This is a genomic window from Paraburkholderia sp. MPAMCS5, assembly GCF_036016995.1.
Classification (GTDB): domain Bacteria; phylum Pseudomonadota; class Gammaproteobacteria; order Burkholderiales; family Burkholderiaceae; genus Paraburkholderia.
This window is the reverse complement of sequence record NZ_JAYXBK010000018.1, coordinates 1-26,926: the sequence shown is the minus strand read 5'-3', so window position 1 is coordinate 26,926 and position 26,926 is coordinate 1. Positions and strand designations below refer to the sequence as shown.

At 59.7% G+C, this 26,926-nt stretch carries 23 protein-coding genes and 4 pseudogenes; 16 read left to right on the top strand and 11 right to left on the bottom strand.

What is annotated here, in order from left to right; genetic code table 11:
• Positions 1–34: 34 nt before the first annotated feature.
• The 3 genes from VOM14_RS27430 (at position 35) to VOM14_RS27420 (ending at position 3,016) form a co-directional block, all read left to right on the top strand.
• Complete coding sequence (locus VOM14_RS27430; RefSeq protein WP_327631873.1) at positions 35–1,090, top strand: ABC transporter substrate-binding protein; 1,056 nt, start codon at positions 35–37, stop codon at positions 1,088–1,090.
• A 205-nt stretch (positions 1,091–1,295) separates the two neighbouring features.
• A complete protein-coding gene (locus VOM14_RS27425; RefSeq protein ID WP_327631935.1) occupies positions 1,296–2,135 on the top strand; it encodes an ABC transporter ATP-binding protein in 840 nt (279 codons plus the stop codon).
• A complete protein-coding gene (locus VOM14_RS27420) occupies positions 2,132–3,016 on the top strand; it encodes an ABC transporter permease (protein WP_327631872.1) in 885 nt (294 codons plus the stop codon). The genes VOM14_RS27425 and VOM14_RS27420 overlap by 4 nt, the downstream gene beginning before the upstream one ends.
• 108 nt (positions 3,017–3,124) lie before the next feature.
• On the opposite strand, the gene VOM14_RS27415 is transcribed toward VOM14_RS27420, so the two are convergent.
• Together VOM14_RS27415 and VOM14_RS27410 are read right to left on the bottom strand one after the other, a co-directional pair.
• Positions 3,125–3,799, bottom strand: a complete 675-nt coding sequence (locus VOM14_RS27415) for a LysR substrate-binding domain-containing protein (protein ID WP_327631871.1) — start codon at positions 3,797–3,799, stop codon at positions 3,125–3,127.
• Positions 3,800–3,878: 79 nt separating this feature from the next.
• Positions 3,879–4,076: pseudogene (locus VOM14_RS27410) on the bottom strand (integrase core domain-containing protein); the annotation flags it as partial.
• Between VOM14_RS27410 and VOM14_RS27405 the strand changes: the two are divergent.
• The 7 genes from VOM14_RS27405 to VOM14_RS27375 all read left to right on the top strand — a co-directional run bounded on the left by VOM14_RS27405 (position 4,064) and on the right by VOM14_RS27375 (position 10,870).
• Positions 4,064–4,393, top strand: coding sequence for a DUF5372 family protein (locus VOM14_RS27405; RefSeq protein ID WP_327631934.1), 330 nt, complete (start codon positions 4,064–4,066; stop codon positions 4,391–4,393). The pseudogene VOM14_RS27410 and the gene VOM14_RS27405 sit on opposite strands and share 13 nt — an antisense overlap.
• A 176-nt stretch (positions 4,394–4,569) precedes the next feature.
• Positions 4,570–5,022: a helix-turn-helix domain-containing protein gene (locus tag VOM14_RS27400; RefSeq protein WP_073426921.1), complete on the top strand. Its 453-nt coding sequence runs from the start codon at positions 4,570–4,572 to the stop codon at positions 5,020–5,022.
• A gap of 279 nt (positions 5,023–5,301) precedes the next feature.
• On the top strand, positions 5,302–5,673 hold the full coding sequence (locus tag VOM14_RS27395) for a recombinase family protein (protein WP_327631870.1): 372 nt from the start codon (positions 5,302–5,304) through the stop codon (positions 5,671–5,673).
• A 127-nt stretch (positions 5,674–5,800) separates the two neighbouring features.
• Entirely contained in the window at positions 5,801–7,042 is a 1,242-nt protein-coding gene (locus tag VOM14_RS27390) for a site-specific integrase (protein ID WP_327631869.1), read from the top strand.
• Entirely contained in the window at positions 7,039–8,019 is a 981-nt protein-coding gene (locus VOM14_RS27385; RefSeq protein ID WP_327631868.1) for a tyrosine-type recombinase/integrase, read from the top strand. Before VOM14_RS27390 ends, VOM14_RS27385 begins: the two co-directional genes overlap by 4 nt.
• Complete coding sequence (locus VOM14_RS27380) at positions 8,016–9,035, top strand: site-specific integrase (protein ID WP_327631867.1); 1,020 nt, start codon at positions 8,016–8,018, stop codon at positions 9,033–9,035. Before VOM14_RS27385 ends, VOM14_RS27380 begins: the two co-directional genes overlap by 4 nt.
• Positions 9,036–9,220: 185 nt before the next feature.
• Entirely contained in the window at positions 9,221–10,870 is a 1,650-nt protein-coding gene (locus VOM14_RS27375) for a recombinase family protein (RefSeq protein WP_327631866.1), read from the top strand.
• Between the two features lie 12 nt (positions 10,871–10,882).
• Here VOM14_RS27375 and VOM14_RS27370 read toward each other — a convergent pair.
• A pseudogene (locus tag VOM14_RS27370) lies at positions 10,883–11,895 on the bottom strand (IS3 family transposase); the annotation flags it as partial.
• A 632-nt stretch (positions 11,896–12,527) separates the two neighbouring features.
• Positions 12,528–13,589, bottom strand: coding sequence for a class I SAM-dependent methyltransferase (locus VOM14_RS27365; RefSeq protein WP_327631865.1), 1,062 nt, complete (start codon positions 13,587–13,589; stop codon positions 12,528–12,530).
• A 204-nt stretch (positions 13,590–13,793) separates the two neighbouring features.
• Between VOM14_RS27365 and VOM14_RS27360 the strand changes: the two genes are divergently transcribed.
• The 3 genes and pseudogenes from VOM14_RS27360 to VOM14_RS27350 form a co-directional block, all read left to right on the top strand.
• On the top strand, positions 13,794–14,213 hold the full coding sequence (locus VOM14_RS27360) for a MarR family winged helix-turn-helix transcriptional regulator (RefSeq protein ID WP_327631864.1): 420 nt from the start codon (positions 13,794–13,796) through the stop codon (positions 14,211–14,213).
• Positions 14,214–14,297: 84 nt separating this feature from the next.
• The gene (locus tag VOM14_RS27355) at positions 14,298–15,608 is read left to right on the top strand and encodes a chloride channel protein (protein ID WP_327631863.1); all 1,311 of its coding nucleotides are present in this window, start codon (positions 14,298–14,300) and stop codon (positions 15,606–15,608) included.
• Between the two features lie 598 nt (positions 15,609–16,206).
• Positions 16,207–16,390, top strand: a pseudogene (locus tag VOM14_RS27350) (protein mobD); the annotation flags it as partial.
• A 113-nt stretch (positions 16,391–16,503) separates the two neighbouring features.
• Here the strand turns inward: VOM14_RS27350 and VOM14_RS27345 are convergent.
• Positions 16,504–18,363, bottom strand: coding sequence for a sulfatase-like hydrolase/transferase (locus tag VOM14_RS27345; protein ID WP_327631862.1), 1,860 nt, complete (start codon positions 18,361–18,363; stop codon positions 16,504–16,506).
• A 312-nt stretch (positions 18,364–18,675) separates the two neighbouring features.
• Positions 18,676–19,140 (bottom strand): SgcJ/EcaC family oxidoreductase, encoded by a 465-nt coding sequence (locus VOM14_RS27340; protein WP_327631861.1) that lies wholly within the window; start codon positions 19,138–19,140, stop codon positions 18,676–18,678.
• Positions 19,141–19,241: 101 nt separating this feature from the next.
• Here VOM14_RS27340 and VOM14_RS27335 point away from each other — a divergent pair, with 101 nt between their 5' ends.
• The gene (locus VOM14_RS27335; RefSeq protein ID WP_327631860.1) at positions 19,242–19,496 is read left to right on the top strand and encodes a hypothetical protein; all 255 of its coding nucleotides are present in this window, start codon (positions 19,242–19,244) and stop codon (positions 19,494–19,496) included.
• A 266-nt stretch (positions 19,497–19,762) separates the two neighbouring features.
• Here the strand turns inward: VOM14_RS27335 and VOM14_RS27330 are convergent, their stop codons facing one another.
• Entirely contained in the window at positions 19,763–20,083 is a 321-nt protein-coding gene (locus VOM14_RS27330) for a DUF4148 domain-containing protein (protein WP_327631859.1), read from the bottom strand.
• 274 nt (positions 20,084–20,357) lie between these two features.
• Between VOM14_RS27330 and VOM14_RS27325 the strand changes: the two genes are divergently transcribed.
• Positions 20,358–22,211, top strand: a complete 1,854-nt coding sequence (locus VOM14_RS27325) for a hybrid sensor histidine kinase/response regulator (RefSeq protein WP_327631858.1) — start codon at positions 20,358–20,360, stop codon at positions 22,209–22,211.
• On the opposite strand, the gene VOM14_RS27320 is transcribed toward VOM14_RS27325, so the two are convergent.
• The 3 genes from VOM14_RS27320 to VOM14_RS27310 all read right to left on the bottom strand — a co-directional run bounded on the left by VOM14_RS27320 (position 22,153) and on the right by VOM14_RS27310 (position 24,875).
• A complete protein-coding gene (locus VOM14_RS27320; RefSeq protein ID WP_327631857.1) occupies positions 22,153–22,905 on the bottom strand; it encodes a response regulator transcription factor in 753 nt (250 codons plus the stop codon). The genes VOM14_RS27325 and VOM14_RS27320 overlap by 59 nt on opposite strands.
• 257 nt (positions 22,906–23,162) lie before the next feature.
• Entirely contained in the window at positions 23,163–23,633 is a 471-nt protein-coding gene (locus tag VOM14_RS27315; protein ID WP_327631856.1) for a ribonuclease, read from the bottom strand.
• A gap of 327 nt (positions 23,634–23,960) precedes the next feature.
• Positions 23,961–24,875, bottom strand: coding sequence for a LysR substrate-binding domain-containing protein (locus VOM14_RS27310; protein ID WP_327631855.1), 915 nt, complete (start codon positions 24,873–24,875; stop codon positions 23,961–23,963).
• A gap of 135 nt (positions 24,876–25,010) precedes the next feature.
• Here VOM14_RS27310 and VOM14_RS27305 point away from each other — a divergent pair, with 135 nt between their 5' ends.
• Positions 25,011–26,408 (top strand): FAD-binding oxidoreductase, encoded by a 1,398-nt coding sequence (locus tag VOM14_RS27305; protein ID WP_327631854.1) that lies wholly within the window; start codon positions 25,011–25,013, stop codon positions 26,406–26,408.
• Between the two features lie 41 nt (positions 26,409–26,449).
• Here the strand turns inward: VOM14_RS27305 and VOM14_RS27300 are convergent.
• Positions 26,450–26,926, bottom strand: a pseudogene (locus VOM14_RS27300) (hypothetical protein); the annotation flags it as partial.

Sequence of the window (26,926 nt, the reverse complement as noted above, 5' to 3'; positions counted from 1 at the left end):
CTCGCGCGGCTTTAGAACCACTACGGGGGATTTCATGTTGCATGCTTCTCGCGCGGCGTTGTCCGCGCTCGTGCGGCCTGCGCGCCGGATCGCGGCCACAGCCTTGACCACTATCGTCGGCGTGAGCGCATTGGCGTCACCAGGAATTGCGCACGCCGAAGGGCAGATTCGCATCGCCGAGCAGTTCGGCGTCGTGTATCTGCTGCTCAATGTCGCGCGCGACCAGCATCTGATCGAACAGGAAGGACGGCGCGAAGGCATCGACATCAAAGTTGACTGGATGCGCCTGTCGGGCGGCGCGGCTGTGAACGATGCATTGCTGTCGGGATCGATCGATATTGCCGGCGCAGGCGTCGGTCCGCTGCTGACGGTTTGGGACCGCACGCATGGGCGGCAGAACGTGAAGGCCGTTGCATCGCTGGGCAATCTTCCGTATTACCTCGTCAGCAACAATCCGAACGTGAAGAGGATCGCCGACTTCACCAGCAAGGATCGCATTGCGGTTCCCGCTGTCGGCGTGTCGGTGCAGTCGCGGGTGTTGCAGTACGCCGCCGCGAAGCAGTGGGGCGACAAGGCGTTCGACCGGCTCGACGGCTTCACACAGGCGATTCCCCATCCCGATGCGACAGCGGCGATCATCGCCAACAGCACCGTGATCACCGGTCACTTCGGCAATCCGCCGTTCCAGCAGCAGGAACTCGCGCAGAATCCGAAGGCGCATATCGTGCTGAACTCGTATGACGTGCTCGGCGGCCCGAGTTCGGCGACGGTGCTCTATGCGACCGAGAAATACCGCACGGAAAATCCGAAGACGTATCACGCGTTCGTCGCCGCGCTTGCGCAGGCAGCGAAGCTGATCTCGACGAACCCCGAATTGGCCGCCGATATCTACATTCGCGTCAACGATTCGAAGATCGATCGCGCGCTGCTGCTGAGGATACTGCACGATCCGCAGGTCCAGTTCAAGATCGCGCCGCAGAACACGCTGGGCCTCGCGCAGTTCATGTATCGCGTCGGCGCGATCCGCAACGAGCCGAAGTCCTGGCGCGACTACTTCTTCGACGATCCCGCGACAGCGAGCGGAAGCTGATTTGTCCAATGCCGCATGAGCGTCGCTAGCGATGCTTATGCGGACGCTTGCTTTCAATATGCGGATTCGTTGGTTGGTGATGTTCGGGCTTGCCCTTATGTTGTCGTTTTTATCTGCTGGATTTGCCATCGTGAATGCAACCACGACTGAAACCTGGGGCGCGACCGGCACATCGCAGCGCACTGCTTCCACGCCGCCTGCTTCGTTGAACACATCAGGCGTCGCCGATCGTGAAGGTGTCGCGCTGAGCGAGCGTCTGCTAGCAGTCGATCGTGTGAGCCTCGCATACCGCACGCGCGATCGCGTCGTGCGTGCGACGCACGACGTCAGCTTCGATGTATACGGCGCAGACCGCTTCGTGCTGCTGGGTCCATCGGGTTGCGGCAAATCGACCTTGCTCAAAGCCATCGCGGGATTTATCGAGCCGGTGTCCGGGACCATCACCATCGACGGCGAACGGGTCAGGGGGCCGGGCGCGGATCGCGTCGTCGTGTTTCAGGAGTTCGACCAGCTGGCGCCGTGGAAAAAAGTCGTGGAGAACGTGGCGTTCCCATTGCGGGTCGCACGCGGATGCTCTCGAGCCGAAGCAAAAGAACGCGCGTTGCACTATCTCGACAAGGTCGGCCTTGCCGGTTTTGCCGAGGCTTATCCGCACACGCTGTCAGGCGGCATGAAGCAGCGTGTTGCGATTGCCCGCGCGCTGTCAATGCAGCCGCGCGTGCTGCTGATGGACGAGCCCTTCGCCGCGCTCGACGCGCTCACGCGCCGCAAGATGCAGGAAGAACTGCTGCAACTGTGGGAGGACTCGCGCTTCACGCTGCTGTTCGTCACGCATTCGATCGAGGAAGCGCTGGTGGTCGGCAATCGCATTCTGCTGCTGTCGCCGCATCCGGGCCGCGTTCGTGCCGAGTTGAACAGTCATCAGTTTTCGCTGCGCGACTTCGGCGGTGGCAACGGGCAACAGGATTTCCAGCGAAGCGTCGCCCGTATTCATCGTCTGCTGTTCGATACCGATCTGCCCGCGCAACGGGAGCGTCACGCATGAGTACGCCTATCCCGTCCGGTTTCGTTCCGCCCGTACGTCTCGAATACGAGCGGCCTCTCGAAGCGCCTGGGGTGCTCAGTGAAGCGGCACCATTGCCGCCGATTCAGCGCATCTGGGATGCCGCGTGGTTCCGGCGCGTGCTGATTGCGCTGGTGTTGATCGCTGCGTGGGAAATCACCGCGCGCGCCATCGATAACGACCTGTTGCTGCCGACTTTCGGCGCAACAGCGAAGGCGTTCGTGCAAGGCGTCGCATCAGGTGAGCTGTTGATGAAGACGGCGATCTCGCTGTCGGTGCTGCTGCGCGGTTATGCGATCGGTGCGTTGCTTGCGTTTGCGCTGACGTCACTGGCCGTATCGACGCGTATTGGACGTGACCTGTTGTCGATGCTGACGGCGATGTTCAACCCGCTTCCTTCCATTGCGCTGTTGCCGATCGCGCTGCTGTGGTTCGGCCTCGGGACGGGAAGCATCCTTTTCGTGCTGGTGCACGCCGTGCTGTGGCCGCTCGCGCTCAGCATTTACACGGGCTTTCTCGGCGTGCCTGAAACGCTCAGGATGACTGGGCGCAATTACGGTTTGCGCGGGCTGCGCCAGGTCATGCTGATTCTCGTACCGGCCGCGCTGCCGGCGATCGTCGCGGGGCTGCGGGTAGGCTGGGCTTTCGCGTGGCGCACGCTGATTGCGGCTGAACTGGTGTTCGGCGCGAGCGCGGGGCAGGGCGGCCTCGGCTGGTACATCTTCCAGAACCGTAACGAGCTGTATACCGACCGTGTATTCGCGGGACTCGTGGCCGTCATCGTGATCGGACTGCTTGTCGAGCATCTCGTATTCGATACGCTTGAGCGGCTGACCGTGCGCCGCTGGGGCGTGCAGCACTGAACGGGTTATCCACATTTTCTGTTGAAAGGGTTGTGGACAAGCTTGAAAAATCCGCACCAGGAACTGGGGTTCCTGGCTCTTCGAATGTTGCCCCTGATCGCTCCTGCTTTATTGCGAGGAGAGGTTGCGCGACCGTGCGATCTCCTTGGTGAGCTGCATGACCGTGCGGCACGCCAGCGTCAGTTCGCCGTGGGGCGACATGGCCAGCGCAATGAAACGCGGCACGGACGGATCAACCACCATCGACGCCTGCAACCGGCATTCCTTTTCAAGATTGGCAATCGCGTAAGGTCCGAGCAATGCGTAGATTCCGCCATCTGCCACGATGTGCCCCTGCAGACTCAAAGAGTCGGCTTCTGCCGCGAAATTCAGGGAGACCTGATGTTCCCCGGCAATTTGTTCGAGCCGGTCACGCCAGCTATTGGGGCGGCAGAAAAAGACAAGTGGAATCCCGTCGAGCTTGGAAAATGCAACTGTGGACTGGCTGGTCAAAGGATCGCCTTCCGCGCCGACCAGGTAGGTCGCCGCCTCAACCAGATACTCGTCACCGTTTTTCGGCGTCGGACTATTTCGAAAAAGGATGGCGAGATCAACACTGCCGTTCTCCAACCACGTTTCCAACAACGCCCCTTGGCCCTCGCGCACCTGTAACTGCACCAGGGGATAACGCTCTCGAAGGCGATGGTAAAGGGTGCTGACAAGGGGATGAGCGGTGGAGGGCAAGATCCCGAGCCTGACCACGCCGATTGGCTCGCCCGCTGTACTGCGGATGTCGTTGGACAACTGTTCGGTGCTGGCAAGCCACGTCCTGACACGCGGGGCAATCCGCGCCTGGATTTGCCCCCCACTCCCGGACACCATCTCACACCAAGGTTGATAAATCGGCTTTACGTCGGAACTCGCGCGGCGAGCGGTATTTCAGCGCGCTATGCGGGTGTTTGTTGTTGTAGTGTTCGAATGCGACGGCTAGATTGCGCACGGCGGTCGCCGCGTCAGGCTTCGGCATGAATGCAACGTAATCGCGCTTCATCGTCTTGACGAAGCTTTCTGCCATGCCATTATCGTAAGTCAGCAACTGCTTGCCGTGATGACGGTTGCGCGACCGTAACGGTCGAGATCACCCATCCATTCCATCCCCTGCGGGGTACCCGAGTCCAGTTGGTTACTCGCCGCCAGAACTGGGGAGAGGATCGTGTCATGTTCTATGACGAGCATGGCCGGCTGGTATCGATACTGGCGTCATGGACTGATGTGGACGAGCCCGACGCGTTCGCTCAGACCGCAGCGGGACGCTCCGAGTTTCGTGTCGATGACCTTCGAAGGCTGCGCGCGCTGATCGACGACCTGAGGCCGGAGGTCCTCGGTCGTGTCAAGTAAATTACGCCGTGTTTGTAAGCTAAATAACGCCGTGACAGTCGCGCGTACACTTGACGTCTGTGACGCTTATATCGCTAGTTCGCCGGAATGGTCACGCTCCCGTGTCTGGGCTGGCCTTGACATTGAAGTATTAGCGGCATATTTTAAGTTACACATCTCAAGCCGGCGCAGCGACCTTGACCAAGCTCGATTCGAAGCAGGACCGCCTCAGGCGCCTCGGCGTGCTGAACCCTCATCCCGAGCGGGTGCGGGCTCCCTGGTTTCAATCGAACGATTTCTTCGATGCCCGCGATCTGATCCAGGTCAAGTACGAGATGCTGCGCCACGTCAGCGTCGACGGCGCCTCGAAGGCCGACGCTGCAGAGCTGTTCGGCGTGTCCCGCCCGACTTTTTATCAGGCCGAGGCAGCATTTGCGCGCGATGGGCTGGCCGGACTCATGCCGAAACCGCGTGGACCCAAGGGCGCACACAAACTCAATCTCGAGGCCATGGCCTTCGTCGAACGACATCTCGAAGGCGACGGCTCCATTCACGCCCGCGCACTAGCCGAGCAACTGGAATCCGAGCTCGGCATCTCGGTCCACCCCCGCAGCATCGAACGCGCGATTGCGCGCAAAAAAAAACCGTAGAGCCATCCGTCGCCGCCCATCCCCTCGAGCAAGCCTTGACTGCTGCCTACGAGGCACTACGCGACGCGGTAATAGAAGGTGCCCCGTGCCCCGAGGGTATGGCGGCGATTCGTTATCACGGCATGCTGCATGGGCTTCCCATGCTTGCGATGACGGCCCCTGCGACCAGCGACGCTCCTGCATCTCGCAGAGAGGAATGCGTGGGCGCACTCCCAGCCAGCGACGAATTGGTACGTCTGTTGGCCAATCTCGTTCTGCGCACCCATTCGGAGCTCGCCCATGTCTACTGAGCTGTATCAGAAAGTCACGCCCGACCACTTGCGGCGTGATGCCTTCCTTTACGTACGGCAATCGTCGCTGCGTCAGGTCTTCGAGAACACCGAGAGTACGAAACGCCAGTACGCATTACGCGAGCGTGCCGTATCGCTGGGCTGGCCCATCGAACGCGTGCACGTTATCGACAGCGACCTTGGTCTGTCCGGCGCAAGCGCAGAACACCGGGACGGTTTCCAGCAACTGGTATCGGAGGTCGCCATCGGTCACGCCGGCATCGTACTCGGACTGGAGGTGTCACGTCTCGCGCGCAACAACGCAGACTGGCATCGGCTCATCGAACTTGCCGCATTGACCCACACCCTGATTCTTGACTAATGTCGAGCAGTCCGTAATGTGGAGTACGTGGCTATAACGCACCACCGTACATTGGGACCGGAGGCAAAGACTTTACATTAGTACCATGATCGGAGCTCCTTCTGCGTTTATTCGAAAGGAGATTCTGATGATCTGCGAACTCTTACCCACGTCCTATGCCCGGCACCTTTCCCTACCTTTGCTCGGGTCAGTTCTCGACGATTTTGATGACTGGCTTGTCGCGCAGGGATATCGGTTCGGCACCCGCCAGTGCTACGTTCTCCGCTGCACGGCAATCGAGGCGTATTTTCACAAACGTCGTCAACGTAGCTTTGCGACGCTAACACGAGAGAGCCTGCGTAAGTGCTGGCGGTATTTTCGTCAACGTCCCGGCGGAGTATCCGGCACTGTCGGATGCTTGCTGCGCTTTCTCCAAAGTCGGCGGATGCTAGCGCCCAATCCACCAGCGGAAATGCCGTTCGATGCGAGCGTCGCCGCTTACCTTCGGCACCTGACCGAAGTCAGGGGACTGTCTCCGATCACTATTGAGCAACATGCGCACACGGCCTGCCAACTGTTGCGTTTCCAGATTGATTCGGATTCGGCCTTTCGGCTGGCCGATCTTACCCAGACCCACATCGAGCGTTTCATCATCTACGCCGGCAGTCGATTCGGCCGGGGCACACTTCAACATGTCGCTGCTCAGGTTCGCGGTTTTCTGCGATTCCTCGCCTTGCGTGGCGAGATATCTCCGGGACTGGACCGCCAGATTGACACGCCCCGAGCCTATCGCCTTCAATACCTGCCACGTGTATTGCCTTGGGAAACCGTCTCGGCGTTGCTCGAGTCGATCGATCGGAGATGTCCCGGCGGGTTGCGCGATTACGTCATTTTCCTGCTCATCGCGACGTACGGACTGCGCGGGTGCGATGTTGCCAGCTTGCGGCTGGATGACGTCGATTGGCACGCCGGCGAGATTCATATCAATCAGTCTAAAACCAGGCACCCTCTGAATCTCCCGCTGACCGACCCGGTCGCCGCGGCACTGATAGCTTATCTGCAGGAGGCTCGCCCCCACACGGCCTGTCGCGAGATTTTTATGAGCGTCGTTGCGCCGATTCTGCCCATCAGGAGGCAGGCCGTTGGTTACGCGTTCCGCTTCCGGGTCGGGCAAAGCGGACTCGCCATCCCGTTTCGGGGAGTTCATTGCCTGCGGCACTCGTATGCAACGCATTTGCTTCGCGAGGGCATCCCCCTCAAGACCATCGGCGACCTTCTCGGTCATCGCAGCACGGAGAGCACATGCGTGTACCTCCGGCTCGATCTTGAGGAGCTGCGCGAGGTGGCGTTGCCACTGCCCGCGTCAGCTATTCAGGAGGCCATGTCATGAAACGTATGAATGAGAGCCGCTTGTCCTCATCAATTGGACGTTACGTCGAACTGAAGCAGGCACTGGGCCGAGGCTTCGCGCGCGAGCGCCGCATTCTCGAAACCATCGAGGACAGCATGATTCGTGTCGGCGCCGCCGACTTGACCCAGAGCCTATTCGCGCGCTGGTGCCAAACGTTAGTCGATTTGTCACCCACGGTCCGACGCAACCATATGCGGATCGTGCGCAATTTTTGCCTCTATCTCCGTCGCACCGAGCCGGATTGTTTCGTGCCGGACGCTGACGACTTTCCGCGACGGCACCAGCCCGTTCTGCCTCACATCTATACCAACGCGGAAATCACGCAACTGCTGCAGGCTGCAGCGAAGCTGAAGCCGATGCCGCTTTCCCCTTTGCGTCCACAGGTTTTCCGCCTGGCGATCGTGTTGCTCAACACCACAGGAATGCGGCGCGGGGAGTTGGCGCACTTGACCCTCGCGGATTATGACCAACGTGCCCAGAGCCTGCTCGTGCGGCAATCCAAATTCCACAAGTCTCGCCATCTGCCGCTTTCGGCCGATACGAACCGGGAAGTGGCGGCCTATCTTGCCCGCAGGCGAGAGGACCGTCTGCCAATGGGATCCGGCTCGGCGCTGCTGTGGAACCGGTATCCCAATGGTTATTCGGATTCCGGGCTGGGGGACGGAATTCATGAGCTTGTGCGCGATTCGGGTATACGTACAGCGAACGGGAACCTACCGCGCGTTCATGACATGAGACACGCCTTCGCGGTCAGAGCACTCCTGCGCTGGTATCACGCCGGCGTCGATGTCCAGACCAGGTTACCGGTACTCGCGACCTACATGGGCCACGTCTCCATCGCCTCGACCGAGTATTACCTGCCATTTGTTGCTGAACTTGCCGGTGCTGCCAACAGCCGGTTCGCTGGTCGCTACGGCACACTCATTGAACCGTTTGCCGACGGAGGTGCAACATGAGAGCCACCTACCCCAACGCGCTGGCGCGCACTGTACGCTGCTTCTTCAGCGAATATCTAACCGAACAGCGTGGCGTGAGCCGGCATACCACGCTCAGTTACCGTGATACGATGATTCTGCTGCTGCGCTTCGTTGCCATCTCCGAGCACAGTGATCCAGCCACGCTGGATCTGGATGCGATCTCGCCGGAGGCCGTCCTGGCATTCCTGAACTACCTGGAGCAGGAGCGTCACAACCAGGCGTCCTCGCGCAACGTGCGGCTCGCCGCCATTCATGCGTTCTTCCGCTACGTGGCAACGCATGTGCCCGAGAGGATCGAACAGGCGCAGCGGATTCTGGGCATTCCGTTCAAGCGCACACGAACCGGATCCGTCGACTACCTCGAGGAGAACGAGATCCGTGCCGTCCTGGAATGTATCGATCGAAGCACCTGCTACGGCCGTCGTGACTACGCGTTACTCGGTGTGCTGTTTAATACCGGCGCACGGGCCCAGGAAATCGTCGACTTAAACGCCTGTGACCTGCAGATCGATCCGCCATCCCAGGTAACCCTGTTCGGCAAGGGAAGAAAGAGGAGAGTCTGCCCGCTCTGGCCTCAGACGGCACAGGTGTTGAAGCAGTTCGTGATGGAAACGCAACTGGACAGTCGCTCGAATACGCCGCTCTTCTGCAACCAGCGAGGGCAGCGGCTCACGCGGTTTGGTATCGGCTACATCCTGTCGAAGTACTTCCGCGCGGCAGTGATCAAATGCCCGTCGTTGGCCAGCAAGCGCCTTCACCCGCACTGCGCCAGGCATAGCACAGCGATGTTGTTGCTCAAATCCGGGGTGGATCTGGTAACCATAAGTCACTGGCTCGGTCACGCCAGCGTCAACACCACCAACCGCTATGCGAGCGCCGATCTGGAAATGAAACGCCTGGCCATTGCCCGGGCAAAGCCGCTTGCAAACTCGCTCACACCGCCTGACTCTTGGCGTCAGGATGCCTCCGTCATCAAGTGGCTCGCTTCGTTGTAGCGCTAAGGTAATGGGGAGTCTGACTATCCGGGCTCCCCTTTCCGCGAGCGATCGAGGGCTGTACTCCACATTACGGACTGCTCGACATTAGTCAAGTAACGTTATGCATAACGTTACTTGACGAAGACGGCGTCTATGATCCGGCTTACTTCAACGACCGCCTGCTGCTCGGTCTGAAGGGAACCATGAGCGAGGCTGAGTTGCACGTTCTGAATGCGCGGCTGCAGGGTGGGATGCGCAACAAGGCGCGACGTGGCGAGCTCGAACTCCCGCTGCCCATCGGACTGGCCTACCATTCAAATGGATCGGTTGTACTTGACCCTGACCAGCAAATCCACGCGAGCCTGCGACTGCTGTTCGATACTTACCGGCAAACGCACTCGGCGAGCATGGTTGTACGCCGGTTCCGTCGCGAAGGCTGGGTCTTCCCGCGGCGTATCCGCCGCGGCATCGGCAAAGGCGAAGTGCAGTGGGGCGGGCTAAATACATCGCGTGTTCTGCAGATTCTGCACAATCCCCGATACGCTGGGGCCTTTGTGTATGGACGGACACGCATTGGACGCAAGGCTGACCTGACGAGCACGCAGTTAAAGGTCGCGCAATCCGACTGGCAGGTGCTCATCCGCGGCGCCCACGTCGGCTATATCGATTGGGACGAATTCGAGCGCAATCAGGTGACGCTCAGGCAAAGCGCAAACGGATTCGGTTCGCTCGCACGAGGCACCGTTCCTCGCGAAGGCGATGGACTGCTACAAGGGCGAGTCATCTGCGGGTTGTGCGGAAATCGCATGCGCGTGCGCTACCAGAAGGTAAGCGGCAGGCTTGAACCGTACTACGTATGTCATGACGTCGCTGCCCATGATGCTGGCAAACCGTGCCAGTCGGTACGTGGACGCGCAATTGATGATGCCATCAGCGCATTACTGCTTCAGACGGTTGGGCCGGCAGCCATCGAAGTGGCGCTCGCGGTCGAGGACGAGATCGCCGGACGTATTGAACAGGCCAACTCCATGCGCCTGAAGCAACTGGAGCGCGCGCGTTACGAAGCCGAACTCGGCCGCCGTCGCTACATGAATGTTGATCCAGCAAACCGGATGGTTGCCGATGCGCTGGAAGCGGACTGGAATGATCGCCTTCGTCGACTGGACGTACTACAGCAGGATCACGAACGCCAACGCCGATCGGATCAGGATCTGCTTGGCGACCAGGCTCGCGCGCGCATTCGGGAACTCGCGGATGACTTCGCCGTTGTGTGGAACGACAGACGTATCGAATCGGTCGAGCGCAAGCGTATGCTAAGACTGCTCATTGAAGACGTCACCCTTGTGAAGTCGGAGAAGGTCTCGATCCATGTGCGCTTCCGCGGCGGCCGCACGACCTCACTCACAGTCGACAAACCCAAGTCGATGGCACTTGTACGCAAGACACAACCGGCGGTCGTAACCGTCATCGATGGGCTTCTGGAAACGTGCACCGATCAGCAGGTCGCCACACGACTCAACGAGCTCGGATATACAAACTGGCAGCACCAGACATTTACCGCCAGGAAGGTGGCGTTGGTACGGACCACCTATGGGCTGCCGAGCCGATTTGAGCGACTGCGCTCGCGCGGTCTGCTCACCGGCGCCGAACTCGCCACGCAGCTCAAGGTTAGCCAAACCACGATCCACCAATGGGGACGGCAAGGGCTTCTACGACGGCACGTTTACGGGCATGATCACCGGTGCCTATACGAACCTCTGGGCAATGTCGTGCTCGTCAGAGGCATTGGTGGACGCAAAGCAACGCGGCCAATCTTCATTGCCGCTCCAACTCCCGGACAAGGTGCAATGTGAAACCTACTCCTTGCTCTGCGGGCTACATACGGGCGTGGTCAACGGCTTGAGACCAATATCTGAAGCGAACGCGCGGGTCTTTTCAGCAATGTAACCCGAGCCGTTGTCGCTGAGCCATTCGATTTGCGCTGGCGCTTTGCGAACGTTCCCGAAACGATGTTCGACAGCCGCCAGCATGACATCGCGCACAACGTCGCCGCTATGACCGCCTGTCGTCGCTGCCCAGCTCATTGCTTCGCGGTCACAGCAATCGAGTGCGAACGTCACGCGCAGCGGCTCCCCGTTGTCGCAACGAAACTCGAAGCCGTCAGAGCACCATCGCTGATTGCTTCTGGGCACCGCCACCGTACCTTCATGCCGACGCTCGATGCCCGGCCTCGCAGGCCTCCTGTGAAGCAGCAAATCGTGCAGGCGCATCACGCGATAAACACGTTTCGCATTCACTGGAGCCTCACATCGCAATTCCCGCACGCTTCGCAACAGGCCCCAGACGCGTCGATAGCCGTAACTCGGCAAGTCAGCAACGAGCAAACGGATTTCGTCGACGATGCCTGCATCATCCGTTTTGGGTGCACGACGGCCATCCTGCCAGTCAGCAGCCCGGGCGAGCTTTACCGACAAATTTGAGCGCGCTACACCGAGAACGTCACAGACCTGCTTCACTGGCCGTCCCCCGGTAATGAGGGTGAGCGCGCAATCCATTTTCGCGACTTCATCACCTCCACGGCTTCCCGGAGAATCTCGTTCTCCATCGTCTTCTTGCCCAGCAGGCGCTGGAGCTCCTTTATCTGCTTCAGCGCGTCGCTCAGCTCGGACGCCGGCACAACTTCTTCTCCAGCGCTCACTGCCGACAGGCTGCCGTCCTGATACAGCTTGCGCCACTGAAACAGTTGATTTGGATTGATGCCGTGCAGCCGAGCCACCATCGACACGGTCTTACCGGGCTCGAACGTTTCCCGAACCATCGCCAGCTTCTCGTCGGCCGACCAGCGCCGCCGGCGCTCAGGTCCCGTCAACACTTCCATCACTTCGTTCTTATTGTTAGTCATATACACAGTCTTATGCCTACCCGCTATTGTAAGTAAGAGACTGTGTCCGGTCTTTCAGGGGGCTGTTCCACTCCGAACCCCGGTCAGCACCTACTTGATTGGTCCCAACGGGCCATTCCAGCAATTCGCGAGACGTTCGGCAGGCGGGGCAGCCGCCTCAATGAGCCTGCACTGGGATGGCGGGTGCTCGGTCCGCACCAACCCTACCAGCGAGGGACGGTTGTTCCATCGGAAGCGGCTGTTCTGGTCAAGTGAGCCTGAACGGCACCTTCGGGTCGCGTTCGGACGGTCGCAGCGCTTCGATGCAAAGCCGGTTCATGTGATGTGCATCGGGCGCTTGCCGGCCAGTTTCTGCCGCTCGCCCTCGCTGTAACGGTGTCATTCAGGTGACTGATTTGCCTCGAGAACGGTCATCGCGTTAGCGATCGTCCAGCGATCTCACGGAGCTATAGAACGCGATCGGCTCCTTGTTCCTAGGGACTTGCACGTTCCCGGAACGATTTCGATTGCATGTGTCGATTCGGCGCTTGCGCTTCGCCACAAGGGTTCGGCGTCTGCGTGGCGATACCAGCTAACTTTGAATCCAACGCGCCAGCTATCCGGTATCGTCAACTCTGCGCCTGAAAAATCAGATTGAATGGCGTCTGCGCGACACGCCTAAAACGCCCAAAGCCTCCGGCGGTCACCACTTTTCTCAGGCGCGCTTCACCCGCCTGCGCGCCGAGCGCCCGTCTACCTTCCTGCGACAGCGACGCGCCGGTGCAGATCATCGTCGAGGCTGAATAAAAAACGCGGCCGACCGGATTCAGGTTGTCTTCGAGACGGTCGTTAGCAAATGGCTCGACGAGCATCCATGTGCCGCTTTCCTTGAGCGACTGAAATACGTGGGTGGCGGCCCCGGTGGGATCGCCCATGTCATGCAGACAGTCGAAGAAGGTGACGAGATCGTAATCGTTGCCCGGGAACTGTTGCGCGCTGGCGACTTCGAACCGCACGCGATCGTCTACACGCGCTTCAGCCGCCAATTCGCGCGCCCGCAGAATGGAAGGCTCGTGATAGTCAAAGCCGAAAAATGCGGCGTCCGGATAGGCTTGGGCAAGCAGTATTGTCGAAGCTCCGTGCCCACAACCGACGTCAGCCACGATCGCGCCTCCTTTTTTGAGTGCGGCCTCGACGCCGTCGAGCGCGGGAATCCATTCGTCGACGAGATGGGCGGAATAGCCCGGACGAAAGAAGCGCTCGGTGCCCCTGAACAACGAAGGATGATGCTCGTGCCATCCCACGCCCAGGCCCGTGCGGAACGCGCCTTCGAGTTTGGGTAGCGCGCGGAACATCGCTTCGGCGCAATCGCAGAACCCGGGGATGAAGGTCGGGCTGGTCTCGTCCGCGAAGCACATTGCCATTTCGGGTTCGAGCCGATACGCGTCACGCGTTGCGTCATACGCGATGAAGCCTGACGCGGCTTGCGCCGCGAGCCACTCGCGCACGTAGCGCTCGGCGAGCCCGGCATGGCTGGCGACCTGTTCCGAGGTCATCCAGTCCTGTTGGACCATCGCCTTGTAAATTCCTAGCCGGTCACCCAACGCGATTAGCGGGGCGGAGGCGATAGCACCGAATTCACCGACCATGCGCTCCATGAAACGCTGCAACTTCTGTTCGTCGTATTGCATGAATCACCTCCGGATGCCGTCAGCCGGCAGAGAACGAAGATCAACTGAATACGCAAGCAAGAGTGTCTAAGTATAGGTGGTAGAAATGAAAATGAAAGGCGGGGAATGCCTTTGCGCGCGCAAGATTATGTATGATCCGCCAACGTCAATGACGTATCAAAATGGATTATGTGGATGACGAAGTATCGCTTAACGGGAATGACTATGCCGAACGACACGAATAAAAAAAGCGCGATGCCAGAAAAGCACGATCTGGAAGCCATGTCGATCTTCCGCTACGAACTGCGCAAGTTCCTGCGCGTGTCGGAGGAAATCTCGAATGCCGCAGGAATCACGACCCTGCAATATCAACTACTGCTGCACGTTCGCGGCTTTCCCGGGCGGAAATGGGCGACCGTTGGCGAACTCGCAGAGCGCCTTCAGGCGGCCGCAAACGGCACCGCTGCGCTAGTGTCGCGCTGCGAAGTGGCAGGGCTCGTCACGCGCAAAACAGACAAGATCGATCGACGTCAGGTGCAGGTGCATCTGACCGCAAAAGGCGAGCGATGCCTGCTGGCGCTCGCGGCGGAACACAAGGCGCACTACGGATCGTTCGGCTGGGTGTTCGGCGAAAAAACAAACTGAGCAGACCGCGGCGACATCGACGTAAAAAATGGGGTGAGATATTTATGGCACAATGTGCTTTAAATTTCAATCGCCCCTTCTCTGATGCGCACTCCAGGATTCATCGATCGACGCACGCTCTTGCGCGTCAGACGCTTGTGGCTGCACTACGGGATATTCTGGCTCGGCGCCATCATAACCGGGCTAGTCGCAGTCATGTACGCTCGGCTGATTGACTTTGGCTACGATGCGTTTCTTCACGTTAGCGCACTCTACTGGTGGCTGCCGCTGCTGCTCACGCCGGCGATAGGTGCATTCGGCGTCTGGCTCACGCGCCGCTTCTTCGCGGGTTCGGAAGGCAGCGGCATTCCGCAGGTGATCGCCGTGTTGCACGACGGGCGGGAACTTGGACCACGTCTGCTTACGGTGCGCATTCTCGTCGGCAAGATCGCGTTGTCGTTCCTGTCGATTCTCGGAGGCTTCACGATCGGTCGCGAAGGGCCGACCATCCATGTGGGCGCGGCGCTCATGTACAGCTTGCGCCGCTTTTATCCTGCACGTCTGCGCAGCATGGGCGGCGGGAGCCTCGAGCGGAATCTGGCGTTGGCGGGTGCGGCAGCGGGCTTGTCGGCGGCGTTCAATGCGCCGCTCGCGGGCGTGGTCTTTGCCATCGAAGAACTGACGCGTAGCTTCGAACAGCGCACGAGCGGCGTGCTGATTACGGCGATCATTTTTGCGGGCGTCGTTTCGCTGGCGCTGCAGGGCAACTACACCTATTTCGGCACCATCAATGTAGACGGACATTTTCCCGATTCACTCGCGCTTGCGGTCGTGTTGCTCGGGGCGGTGACTGGTCTCGCCGGTGGAGTGTTCTGCTGGCTGCTCGTGAATACTCGACGCTGGATGCCAGCCGTGCTGGTGAACTGGCGTCAGTTCCATCCGGTCGGGTTCGGTGCGGCGTGCGGCTTGTTCATCGCCGTGGTCGGCGTGATTGCAGGGGGGCACACGTTCGGCAGCGGTTACGCCGAAGCGCGTGGCATGCTCGAAGGGAGTTCGCAACTCGGAGCGAGCTATCCGTTGGCAAAAATGGCGTCGATGGTCGGATCGTATCTGCCGGGTGCACCGGGCGGACTCTTTGCGCCGTCGCTTGCCATCGGTGCGGGAATCGGCAACGCGTTGCATCTCGTCTTTGGAAGCCTGCAGTTGCCGATGCTGATTGCTCTCGGGATGGTGGGCTATCTCGCCGCCGTCACCCAAAGTCCCATCACGGCATTCGTTATCGTCATCGAGATGATCAACGGTCATTCGCTCGTGCTGTCATTGATGGCGACCGCGCTGATTTCAAGTCAGGTCTCGAAGCTGTTCGCGCCGCCTCTGTACGAGGCACTTGCTGAGAAATATATGAGCAAAGGCTAAATATTCGCGAGTGGAACCCTCTTTTATGCGCACTGCCGACATAGACGCTGATTACACTTTGGTGCCCGGCCACGCCGGATGATGATCTTCGCCGGTCAAGAGCGGCCGTCCGCCGTCGTCGGTCCGCGTGCATTTGAGTAATCTCTGCCCTCCGCTAGGGGACATTGGAGGCTGAAAGCATCGATCGTCCGCGATGGGTCGTCAAGTACGCGTTCGCCGATGCGCGAGTCGGTGCTCCGCAGCGGGCTCAGGCGAACGGCCGGTTAGTACTATGCAGCCGTCCGACGAGAGGCAGTAGCTGAGCGTCCACAATGGCCGAAGTGCCCGCGCTTGCCGGCAGGCAGATCTCGGCCAAGAGCCGTCGGTCGAGGCCTCCATCCAATCTGAATAACCAAGGCCGCGTCTGCCCCCGCTCAATGGCCGGCTTCCGGCGAGAAAATTATCATTCGTACTGCCTCAACGCGGCCAAAAGCGGTCGGTATCACCGTGAAATTTTCCGCTAAGCGGCCATTGCGTCGCGCCGACCACAACATGATTCATTACTAGACGACCGCAAGAAAATCCTCTCTTGCGGCTGCCTGCCAACAGGCAAGCGCTTTGCGACGAGATGACCTGTGCGGCGTACGACCTCGACGACGCTGATGGCTGGATCGGGTTTGTCAACTTCTGCGACCCGCATCGAGACGCGGCCTTGATCGTCAACACGGCCGCACGTAATCAGGCCGGGGTTGCCGCGATACGGCGGCACACTGGCCCGAACTCTTGATCCACTGTCGGCGAAACGGCTTGCTAAATCGACCGGCGCCGACTTGAACGCAACGCTCACGAGGCTGGGAAGCCAAATGGCGCGCGGGCACATTCAACGCGGGCACATTCAATACGGCGCGGCCAGTGCTCACACGTCCCCGATCTTGAACGGCAACTCGAAGTTCCCTCCGCTGTTGATGAGGCTGATGTACTCGATATAACGCGACTGCGCCGTATCCTGCGCGGCGACAAATTTGCCTGGCAGCGGAGCTTGCAACTCATTCGGAAGAATGTCCGTCATCAATTGCTGATACAGCGCCTGCGCCGCGCGTGACTGATTCTGGTTGTCAAGCTCAAGCCTTCCTTGCTCGGTCGCGTAATCGTAATACTCGAGATCGCTCGAGCCGGTAATGGTCGTCGTAGATGGCGCCCAGTTTGAATAGGTGCCGAGCTTGCCTTCGTCCGTTCTCACGCCAATAATGTGCGAGGCCGACGAATTGAAGTTGTACACTTCCGGGACAGTTTCATCGGATGCAAAGACCACATAGGGTCGGCCTGGCGCGCTCGCGCTCTTCAGCATGGGAAGCATATCGTGGCGGTTCCCATACATCTGGGCGTAGTCTCCGGTCATCCAGCTTCGCGTGCCGCCGTTGGCGATGGTCGCCAGCATCGGAAGGATGTCGACGGACGAGGTCAGACCGCTGCGAACGACATCGAGATCGCCGTTGTACTGTCCGGTCGGATCGACCACGATGAGCGGCACATTGAACGCCTCTTCGTAGCACGTTCCGGTCTTGCCCGAGATCATGCCGTGCGCGCCCGCATAGTCGCCGTGGTCCGAGGTCAGGACGATGATGGTCTTTTTGGCGACGGCAGGCGGCAATGAGTCGATCACGGCGCCTATTTTCGCATCGACTATCGACATGATCTGCGTGTACGAATCGAGGCCACGCTTCCAGTAATGGAAAGGAGCCTTGGCGACCCCCTTGGTCTCCGAAGGCGGCGGCAAATTCGGATTGACCGGATAAGCCGAGATTTCAAAATCCGTACCCCGCGTGTCCTGCACGCCACCCCAGACCGCTTCCTGGAGAGTGCGGTTGAAGGTTTGCATCGGAGGTTTGTTGGCGGCCAACTGCGAACCCGATTCCCAATTCGGCGCCGTTGCTGGGTACCCATATTGGGGCGGATTGCGCAGCGGATTGAACTCCCAGTTGTACGTCGGTGGCCCTGCGGTGTAATCGATCCACTGGGAATAGCCGTTCGGGTTGTACTTGTTCGAAGCGAAAAGCTCAGTGAAGCGCTTGAACTCCGTGCCAGCAGGAAAGAACTCCTTGTCGTGCGGATTGATGAAGCCGACGGTCAGGCACCAGGGCGGGTCGGCCGGCCTGCGCCGCTGCAGCCACTGCGTTGCTTGATCCGCGATGTTCGTGTCGCTCAAGTACCCTTGCCCCGGGTCGCCGATCGTGCCCTGCAGGTTGCTGCCAGTCGGATCAGGGTATGTCATCCCCTCGAAACCATATAGCGCGAGAGGCCTCTGCCCCTTGTGCACGATCGACAAATGCCACTTGCCGATATACGGCGTGATATATCCGAGCGACTGCACGATCTTGCCGTAAGTTGGAAACTGACGGTTCAGCACCGGTTGTATCGACACCTTGGTGTCGGGCGAATCCAGGATGGTCGTGAGCAGCCAATTCTGGTGGGTATAAAGTCCCGTGACGAGCGCGGCGCGCGCGGGGCTGCATGCCGAAGCCGCCGTGTAATGGCCGGAAAACTTGACGCCCTTTTTCCACAGATCGAACGTGCGGGGCATATAAGCCTTCAGGAACTCGCGTGCGTCCTGAACCCCTTTCGGAAACACACGGGGAAAGCGCATCTCGTCGAGGAGAATGAACAGGATGTTGGGCTTACCGCTTTGAGCGTCGCCGGCGCTTTCGGCGGCGACGTTCGTCGTTGCGATGGCCGCGCCGACGGCAGAAGTCTTTTTGATAAAATCGCGCCTATCCATGATCAGCATTCCTTAGGAAATATCGTGGGTATGGTACTTTGATGCCGGGCGTTGTCCGTCGACTTTGATGTGATTAATCCAGCCAGCAGCGGTTCTTTAGGTGGGCGCGAGCGCGGTGTCGAGCCACACTAAGGATAGGCGAAACGGCCCCTGCTCAAAGGAAGAATTCATTTCATAGCATGTCAGCTTCCAGAGGCCGGCTACGGCTTACGCTGCGCGGCCGCACCACGCGCGTCTCCCGGTGAGTCGCGCGAGTTCTTCTCTAAACAGTCGTTCAGGCGGTAAGCAATGGCCTTCTCCTGGCTGCCCCGTTTATTCGCTCTCCGGCATCTTCGACGAATGATGGCTCGTAATCAGCCATTTGCGGCCGTTCCAGACATAGGTAAACGTATAACGCGCCTTGACTGTGGAACCGTCACCGAACTTAAACGTGTAGATCCCGGCATCGATCGCAGCATTGCACTCGATCATGACGTGGCGGAAGTCAATGGTGCCGACGGGTTTGCTTTCAAGAAAATGCTTGAAATAGTCTAGTTTCTCGTCGACCGACAACCTCGGCTTGTTCGAAACAGTCGGCAACAGGATGGAGTGTGGCGCGTAGTTCGCCACGACCTTCTGAGGATCGCCTGTCTTGAGCGAGTCGTTCCATCGATTGAAGAGCGCAGCAATCTGCTTTTCGGAAGCGGGCTGGCAAGTCTCGGTCTTCGCGAGCGCGCCGCCGCTAACACCGCTTAGCACTGCGACAATGGCAAACCATTTCGGTAGGTGGTTCAACATGAAACCCCCCTCTGCTCGTCGAACGTTGTGGCGCGAAGGCCGCGCGGCACTGAGACTTCCGAAAGTTTTATAGCTGAAAATTTGCGCAACACCAAAAACATTTGCGTCGCGCCCTCGACGATATCGTCGGCCTCGACGTCGTGCCAAGAGAACTCAACGGTTTCGTCGAGGAAATGGACGCGCATGGTTGTCATTGTCAGCCGATGCGCGACAACGAAGTGCTCACCACGGATGCGGCCGGCGGCACTCCGTCTATCGGGGCACTTATTGGTTGCAAGAACCGTTTCGAGTGTCCTGGCATGTTGTCGCTCAGCCGCCGGTCTGTGTCGAATCTGCGACTGTCGGATAAAGCCTAAGCGCGCACGTCGGTCATGCGGCAGGGGCCGGCCATGAAGCGTCGGTCGGCCGCCTCGTTGTTCAGCCGTCTCGACGGCGGTTGCGGGTGGGTGAGCGGTCGCTAGCGATGCGGGAAAACAACGTGAGAACGCGCAATCCCGCGCGGGCACCTGGGCATTCATCACCGAGTTGGCCGGCAAAGCCTGGGTTTTCACGCCCGGCCCGGCGGGTGAATGAAGCAGCGGTCCCGATGTGGGCACACCGCAAAGGAAAGTAGGGATAGCTGCTACTGGCCTCCAAAATAGAGTTGCTTCATGTCTTCGGTCGAGGCGGGGCGAACGACAGCAGCGGAACCGGACGCCGATGAGCCGGAGGGCACCCCGCCATACGCCGTCGGGCTCTGGCTCGATAGCCGTGCCTCAGCCGCCTGAATGTCGCTCGGATAACTCGTATCCGCACCTTTGGCCGGATCATATCCGGCCTGTTCGAGCTGCTGAAGCTCCGCTCGCACCTGGGCGCGCGTCGGTGCCGGGTCCGTCTGGGAGAACGTGGCAAGAGGGATGGAAAGCGCCGACGCTGCGGCGACCGCAATAACGAAAGATTTCATGGCGACCTCCTCGTAAATGCCGGGAAGCAGGAATTCCCGACTCCCGTTTTCCGGCGATGTCATTTTGATTTTCGACCAGAGCCGACGCCATCGACACCCACGTAGGTAGGCGAGCATTCGAAATCGAGCTAGGAAAGATGTAGGAATCCGGAACCAGACAGGCACATTCGTACCGCTACATTTGTGTACTCGAATTCGAATGACGTCCTGCTATTCTGTTTGGATGTCACGCTGCCGTATCCGCGGGCGGTGACATTCCTGATCGAGCATGGCCATGAGATTGCCGGACTTCCGGGTGCGCAGGTTCAGATCGGCGGCTCAGGAACGTGCGTTCCGGATGGACTACGCGCGCCGCTTCTCCGGACAGCGAAGACTGGCCATCGCAATCTTTGCTGCGTTATGGATCGCTTTTTCCATCCGCGATTTCGCTCGGCTCGACATACTCGATCCCGCCAACCTGCACCACACCGAACTCATTTTCGTGAGAACCGCTGCTGCGATTGGCATGGGTGTGGCCGTCCTGATGTGGACCCCGCGCGCGCTCGACGAGCGCTGGGCCGTCGGGCTGCTTTGCATGTGGACGCTCAGCGCCTGGTTGGCCACGCTCAGAATGCTGCAGATCGTCGACTTGCCGTGGCATGAACATTATTCGATCCTGACGCTCACGCTGTTCACGATATTCATGGCTTTCCGGCTTCGGGCGATCACGGCAGCGTGGCTGGTCGGGCTTTGCGTCGCGAGTTATCTGCTCATGCTCTACCTTCAGCCGCCAGGCGAGAGGTTCGGCATGCATCTGTCGGCGGTGATTGCGCACGGCACGAGCGTGCCGCTGACGTATGCCATCGGGCTGGTTGTCAGTATTCCGCTGGAACGTTCGGCAAGGCGCGAATTCATGTATCAGCGCAACTTGCGCGCGGCCAAGGCGCGCGTCGAAGCTGCGTCGCGTGCGGTCAACGAACAGAACAAACGGATGCAGGAACTCGTCAAGGAGAAGGAACGGTTCTTTTCGTCGGCATATCACGACATCCAGCAGCCGCTTGCCGCAATCAATCTCTTCATCCGCAGCGCCCGGACGAGGATCAGGGACGGACAGGCGGTGGAACGCGACCTCGACGTCATCGAGGAGACCGCGTCCGACATTCTCGACATGTTCAAGGACATCCAGGACTATAGCGAGTTGGGTTCGTATGTTCCACGCCTGACGTCGGTCAATACGCTCGATCTGTTGATCGAGGTTCTCGAGCAATATCGGGAGACGGCCCAGTTGCGGGGAATCGATCTCAGACTCGCGCGGCGACGAGTGGACCCGCCGTCCATCGAGACCGACCGGTCACTCTTCAAACGGGCCATTTCCAATCTCGTATCGAACGCCATCAAAAGTACGTCGTCGGGCGGCGTGGTGCTTGGCTGGGTGCATCTGGATGAACGGCTGCGCGTCGATGTATGGGACACCGGAATCGGCATTGCGCCCACCCATCGGGAGGCGATTTTTGCCGAGTACTTTCAGATCAACAATCCGGGGCGCGACCGTTCGAAAGGGCTGGGACTGGGGCTATCGATCGTGCAGCGTACGATTCGTATTCTGCCGGGACACGCAATGAGTTTTGCATCGGTCGAAGGGCGCGGATCGCGCTTCTCCCTTTACGTGAGCGTTTCGGCATCCATGCCGGCCGCCGGTGCGAATCAGTATGTCGACCTTCACAGTCCCGATCTCAACGGCACGTTCATGCTGCTGTGTGACGACGAACCATTTGTCCTCGAAGGCCTGCGACGTCTTTTCTCGAGCGCGGGCTCGCTCGTGCATGCCGCGGAGTCGATGGCCGGATTCGAAGCCATTCTCGCCGATGACAGCCGCGTTCCCGATCTCATCGTGACCGACATCCGGCTGCGCGATGGGGCCTCTGGTAAAGAGGTTGCCGATCGGATCAGGCGTCACTTCGCGTGGGCGGGTGTTATTCCCGTCGCATTTGTTACCGGGGAGTTGCTGTCCGTTCAGGTGCTTCGCGATTTTCCGAGGCCGTTCGTGCTGTTGCGCAAGTCATCGGCGCCGGAAGATCTGGTGGCGGAGATCAGCCGGTTTGTTGGCGCCCATCGGAAGGTGAACCTCGATCTGGCAGAGAAGCTGTGACCGACAGCGTGCCGAGTGTGATGCCCTTGTCCGCGAGCATCACGATGAGTTCAGTGCGGCGCCGCAGGTTGAAGTGCGCGAGCAGATGACTGATGTACTTGCGCACTGTGATGTCTTCGAGCCCCATCTTCGACGCGATGGCTTTGGAAGGCAGCCCGCGTGCGAGCCACGTGAGTGTTTCGTACTCACGAGGCGTAAGTCCAAGAAGCGGAGCGTCCCAGAAGGTGGGGGCGCCGTTCGTTGGCTGTGCTCGTCCTGATTCGCGTGCCGGTGCCTCGGCAATGTCGATCGCGCGCCTTAGCCCGGCGATGCTCGCCGCGGGCAGGTACACGCCGCCTGAGAGCACGGCAACGATCGCGGCATGGAGTGCTTCGGGCGACGACGATTTCGGCACATAGCCCATCGCGCGGAGTTCGAGGCACCGGCTGATCGTCTCCGTGCTCTCATCGGCCGATATGACGACGACGGGCAAGGACGCTCGTGCGTCTTTCAACCGGACCAGCACATCGCAACCGTGCCCGTCAGGGAGTGCGAGGTCCAGAAAAACGATGTCCGGATGTTCGGCCATTGCCAGATCGACTCCATGCGACAAGGTACTCGCATGCAGCAGTTCGACATCCGGGGAAAGCTCCTTGACGAGCAGCGCAAGACCGGCTCTAAAGAGTTCGTGATCATCGACGAGCAGTACGCGCATTGCATCGTCTCCCGGCACGACATGCGATTTCGTACGGATGAGGCAAGCGGTGTTCGAGTTACAGCAATCTGCCACCGCGGCAGTATTCGAATGATCTTACACGCGGTTTGCTGTGGAGACCGGCCTTTCATGCGACGTGAAAAGCGAACGAGTGTGTCGAAGTCCGATCTTCTCCGGCCTGGCTGGGCTGCGAGTGCTGAAGGCGAACAATTTCAGGCGTTCGCCTAGATCAACCACTTTGAGGATCAGGCTCCCCCTTATCCTGCAATGCGCTTGAAGTTCGCGTAGTAATCGTCGGTGTAATAGCAGTCGCCGGTCTCCCTGCGCGGTCCACCACATACGATCCGGCGCTGCCCGCGATCCGTCGAACCCGGGGTGCGAACCGTGTATGTGTGGTAGTAGCCACGCGGATGCTTCGGCAGCAAAAGCGCACTGTTACGAAACAGTACGCCGTCGTCCCTAAAAGGGAACGGGCCGCCCGCTTTGATCAGCCGCAGTGTCTCGGCTGCTTCCCCCGGCAACTGTGTCCTGGTGACGGTACCCAACGTGCCCGTCACCTGCGCGCCTGAGGCCGTGGGTGTACCACTCGCGCCCTGCGCTGGCTGAACCGGCGCCTGGCTGGCGGATGCACCCGATGCCTCATTGGCGCTTCGCGAGCCATCCTTGCCGCATCCGGCGAGGATCGCGCTCAAGGCGACGACGCATGAGAAAGCCCACACTCTCATCACGAGACGACTCCCCTTCGTTGACCAGAACAGATGTAAAGCTATCGCTAATGGCGGCGCGAATCAACGTCCGAGCAAAAGGTCGGCACTCGGTACACGCCAACCATGCCGATGTCCTGTTCGCAGCGTTGAAGCTCGATCGCTCTCGGCGGGGCGCGTGCGGTCTATCTATACCCAAGGATGGTTCGGCTCGATCAGCCGTACACGTTCAGAATTGCACGAGATCTTGTCGGAGTTTCGCGAAGTTGGCCAGGCCGCATCGAAGCCTGATCGGCGACATGTCGATGTGCAAACGGACGGACGTTGACTTGCGCAAGAAACTGGCCGCTCCTAAGGTCGACGCGCGGAGGCGACCCACTGTACAAAGGTGCGAACTGCACTGGACGTCACGTGCTCCGCGAGATGGGTGACGTAGAAGCCGTAGCCAGGCAATGCAAAGGGCAGCACTTTCACGAGTGCTCCGCTCAGCAACGGCCGTTCCAGTACGATGTCGCTGCACAGTGCGATTCCCTGGCCGGCAAGAACAGCGTCAATCGCATGGAGTTCTTCCCGAAAGTTCAGATCACGCTTGCTGCGAAGAGGCGTGAGTGCGGATACCGGAATACCCGAAGCAGAAAACCAGCGCGGCCAGGACGGCGCTTCGGGATCTCCGTTCGTCCACTCGTAATGGATCAGAGGAAATCGAAGCAGGTCCATCGCCGCAATGGGGCGTGTATTTTCTGCCCCAAGGAGGCCGGGGCTAGCCACAGGGTAGAACGCATCGCGGGCAATCTCTTTACATACCAGACCTTTTGGCGCCGCGTGTGCATAGCGTATCGCGACGTCTGCTTCGCCCGCGTCCAGATCGAGGACCGCATCGGTACCGATAATCTGCAGCGGAATATCCGGGTGAGACTCGTGCCATTGCGACAGCCGCGGAACCAGCCAGCGACTCGCGAAGGCATTCGGGCTAGTGATCCGTAGCACGATCGTGCTGTCCATTTCCGCCACCGAGCAGAGTGCATCCGCGAACGAATCGAATCCTTTGTGCAGCGCCGGATACAGAAGTTGTCCGGCCGCGGTGAGTCGAATGGGTCGCGGCTGACGCGCGAAGAGTTGCCGGCCACACGCTTCTTCCAGCGTGCGGATCTGGTGACTCAGGGCTGTCGGCGTGACGTTGAGCTCTTGGGCGGCGTGCTTGAAACTGCGATGCCGCGCAACCGCCTCGAACGCCTGCAGCGAACGCAGAGGAGGCAACTTTCGCATCAGTTCAGTCTAGATGAACTTTTCTCATCTGGAGGCTGAATTCTTTCGTTTTGCTCCGACACGTGGGAAGTGCAACCATCAAGCGACCGAATCTGGAACGTCGGCTTCAGCGCCAGCGAGAACGAAGGAGGCAAGATGAGCACCGAAACAGCGTCGTCGCCTATCTTGAAGGGCGAAAGCGGGGCTGCCTCGCGTCAGTTCGAGCAATTGCGTGGCACGCTTCACGGCACGCTGGTCATGCCGCACGATGCGGACTACGACGAGGCGCGCCGGGTGTGGAACGGGACAGTCGACAAGCGGCCGGCAATGATCATCTATTGTGCTGACGCTGACGACGTGGTCGCAGCCGTGCGCTTTGCCAGGTCGATTGATTCGCGGGTTGCGGTGCGCAGCGGCGGTCACAACGTGGCGGGCCTTTCGGTCTGCGATGCCGGTATTGTTATCGACCTCTCCCGGATGAAACAGATTGACCTCGACGCTGACCGGCAGGTGGTGCGCGCGGAGGCGGGCCTTAACCTCGGTGAATTCGATCGGGCCACAATGGCCCACGGCCTCGCGACGACAACGGGTGTTATCAGCGACACGGGGCTGGCCGGCCTGACGTTGGGCGGCGGGTTCGGCAAGCTTGGCCGCAAATACGGGTTGACTTGCGACAACCTCGTCGCAGTCGAAATCGTCACTGCGGACGGACAAAAACGGTTAGCGAACGACAGCAAACATCTCGACCTGTTCTGGGCTGTGCGGGGCGGTGGAGGCAACTTCGGCATCGTGACAGCTTTCTACTTACGGCTTCACCCGCTGGCCCCCGAGTTGCTCGTGTGCTCCTTGCTGTACCCGTTCGAACAGGCACGCGCCGCATTGCGCTTTTATGATCAGTTTGCGCGCACCGCGCCGGATGAGGTGAGCGCGGATGCTGCATTCGTCACCCATCCTTCCGGCGAGCGATTCTTCAGCATATCGGCTTGCTATGTCGGCGCGCCCGAGTCCGGTCAACAGGTTTTCGAGACACTGATGAAGTGCGGCTCACCCGTCGACTGCCGCCTCGAGCGCTTGCCGTATCTCCAGATTCAATCAAGCGGCGACGGTGTGTTTCCGCGAGGCCGGAGATATTACTGGAAAGCGCAGTTCCTGAAAGAGATCGACGATGGCGCGATCGACGCGGTATTGGGCGCCTATGAACGTTCGCCGTCGCTGTCATCGCTGCTGGTGTTTCAGCATGTAGGGGGAGCCATTGCGCGTGTCGCCGGGTCCGCGACCGCCTACCCGCACCGCGACGCCAGCTTTGACTGCTTTCCCGTCGCCATCTGGGACGAAGCAGCCGAAGATGCCGTGAACGTCCAATGGGCGCACAGCATATGGGAAGCGCTAAGGCCGTATTCATGCGCAGGCGTCTATGCAAACAATCTCGGTGATGAAGGCAACGAACGCGTGAAGGAAGCCTATGGCAAGAATTATTCGCGGCTGACTTCCATCAAACGCCAGTACGATCCCGACAACTTCTTTTGCATGAATCAGAACATTGCTCCTGCCTGAGTACTTTCACTGGCGTGCAATACGGTACACGGAAACCTGGCTCAGTCGTCGTCATCGACGGCAGCGACCGTTTTCGAGCCGTCGGCTGTGGGCTTCGAGTAGATCGAGTGAGGGGCCGGATACGGTGTGTCGCCCATTACGCCTTTCCACAGCACGCGGTTGAACAACTCCGGAGGAATCCGATCTTCTTTGGAGAAGTCGAAGTCCTTCGTAGCGTTCGCCCAGTATGTCGCGCCATGCAGCGGATGAATGTCCGTGCCTTCGGCGAACTGGTTGCCGCCGCCGCTGGCGACCTTGCCCACGTTTGTGCCTTTCAGGATCGTCGAAGCAACCGCCGTGTAGGTCCACGATCCGTCCGCCCGCATGTCGAACAGGTCGGCCATTGGCCGCGCATAGAGATATGCTCGGATCTGGTGTACGGGGGAGTTGAGGCGGGAGATTGAAGGCGGTGGAGGTTTTAGCTGAGAATCTGATTGTCGAAGCCGGAAACCAGCAAACAACAAACCATCCACCATGAA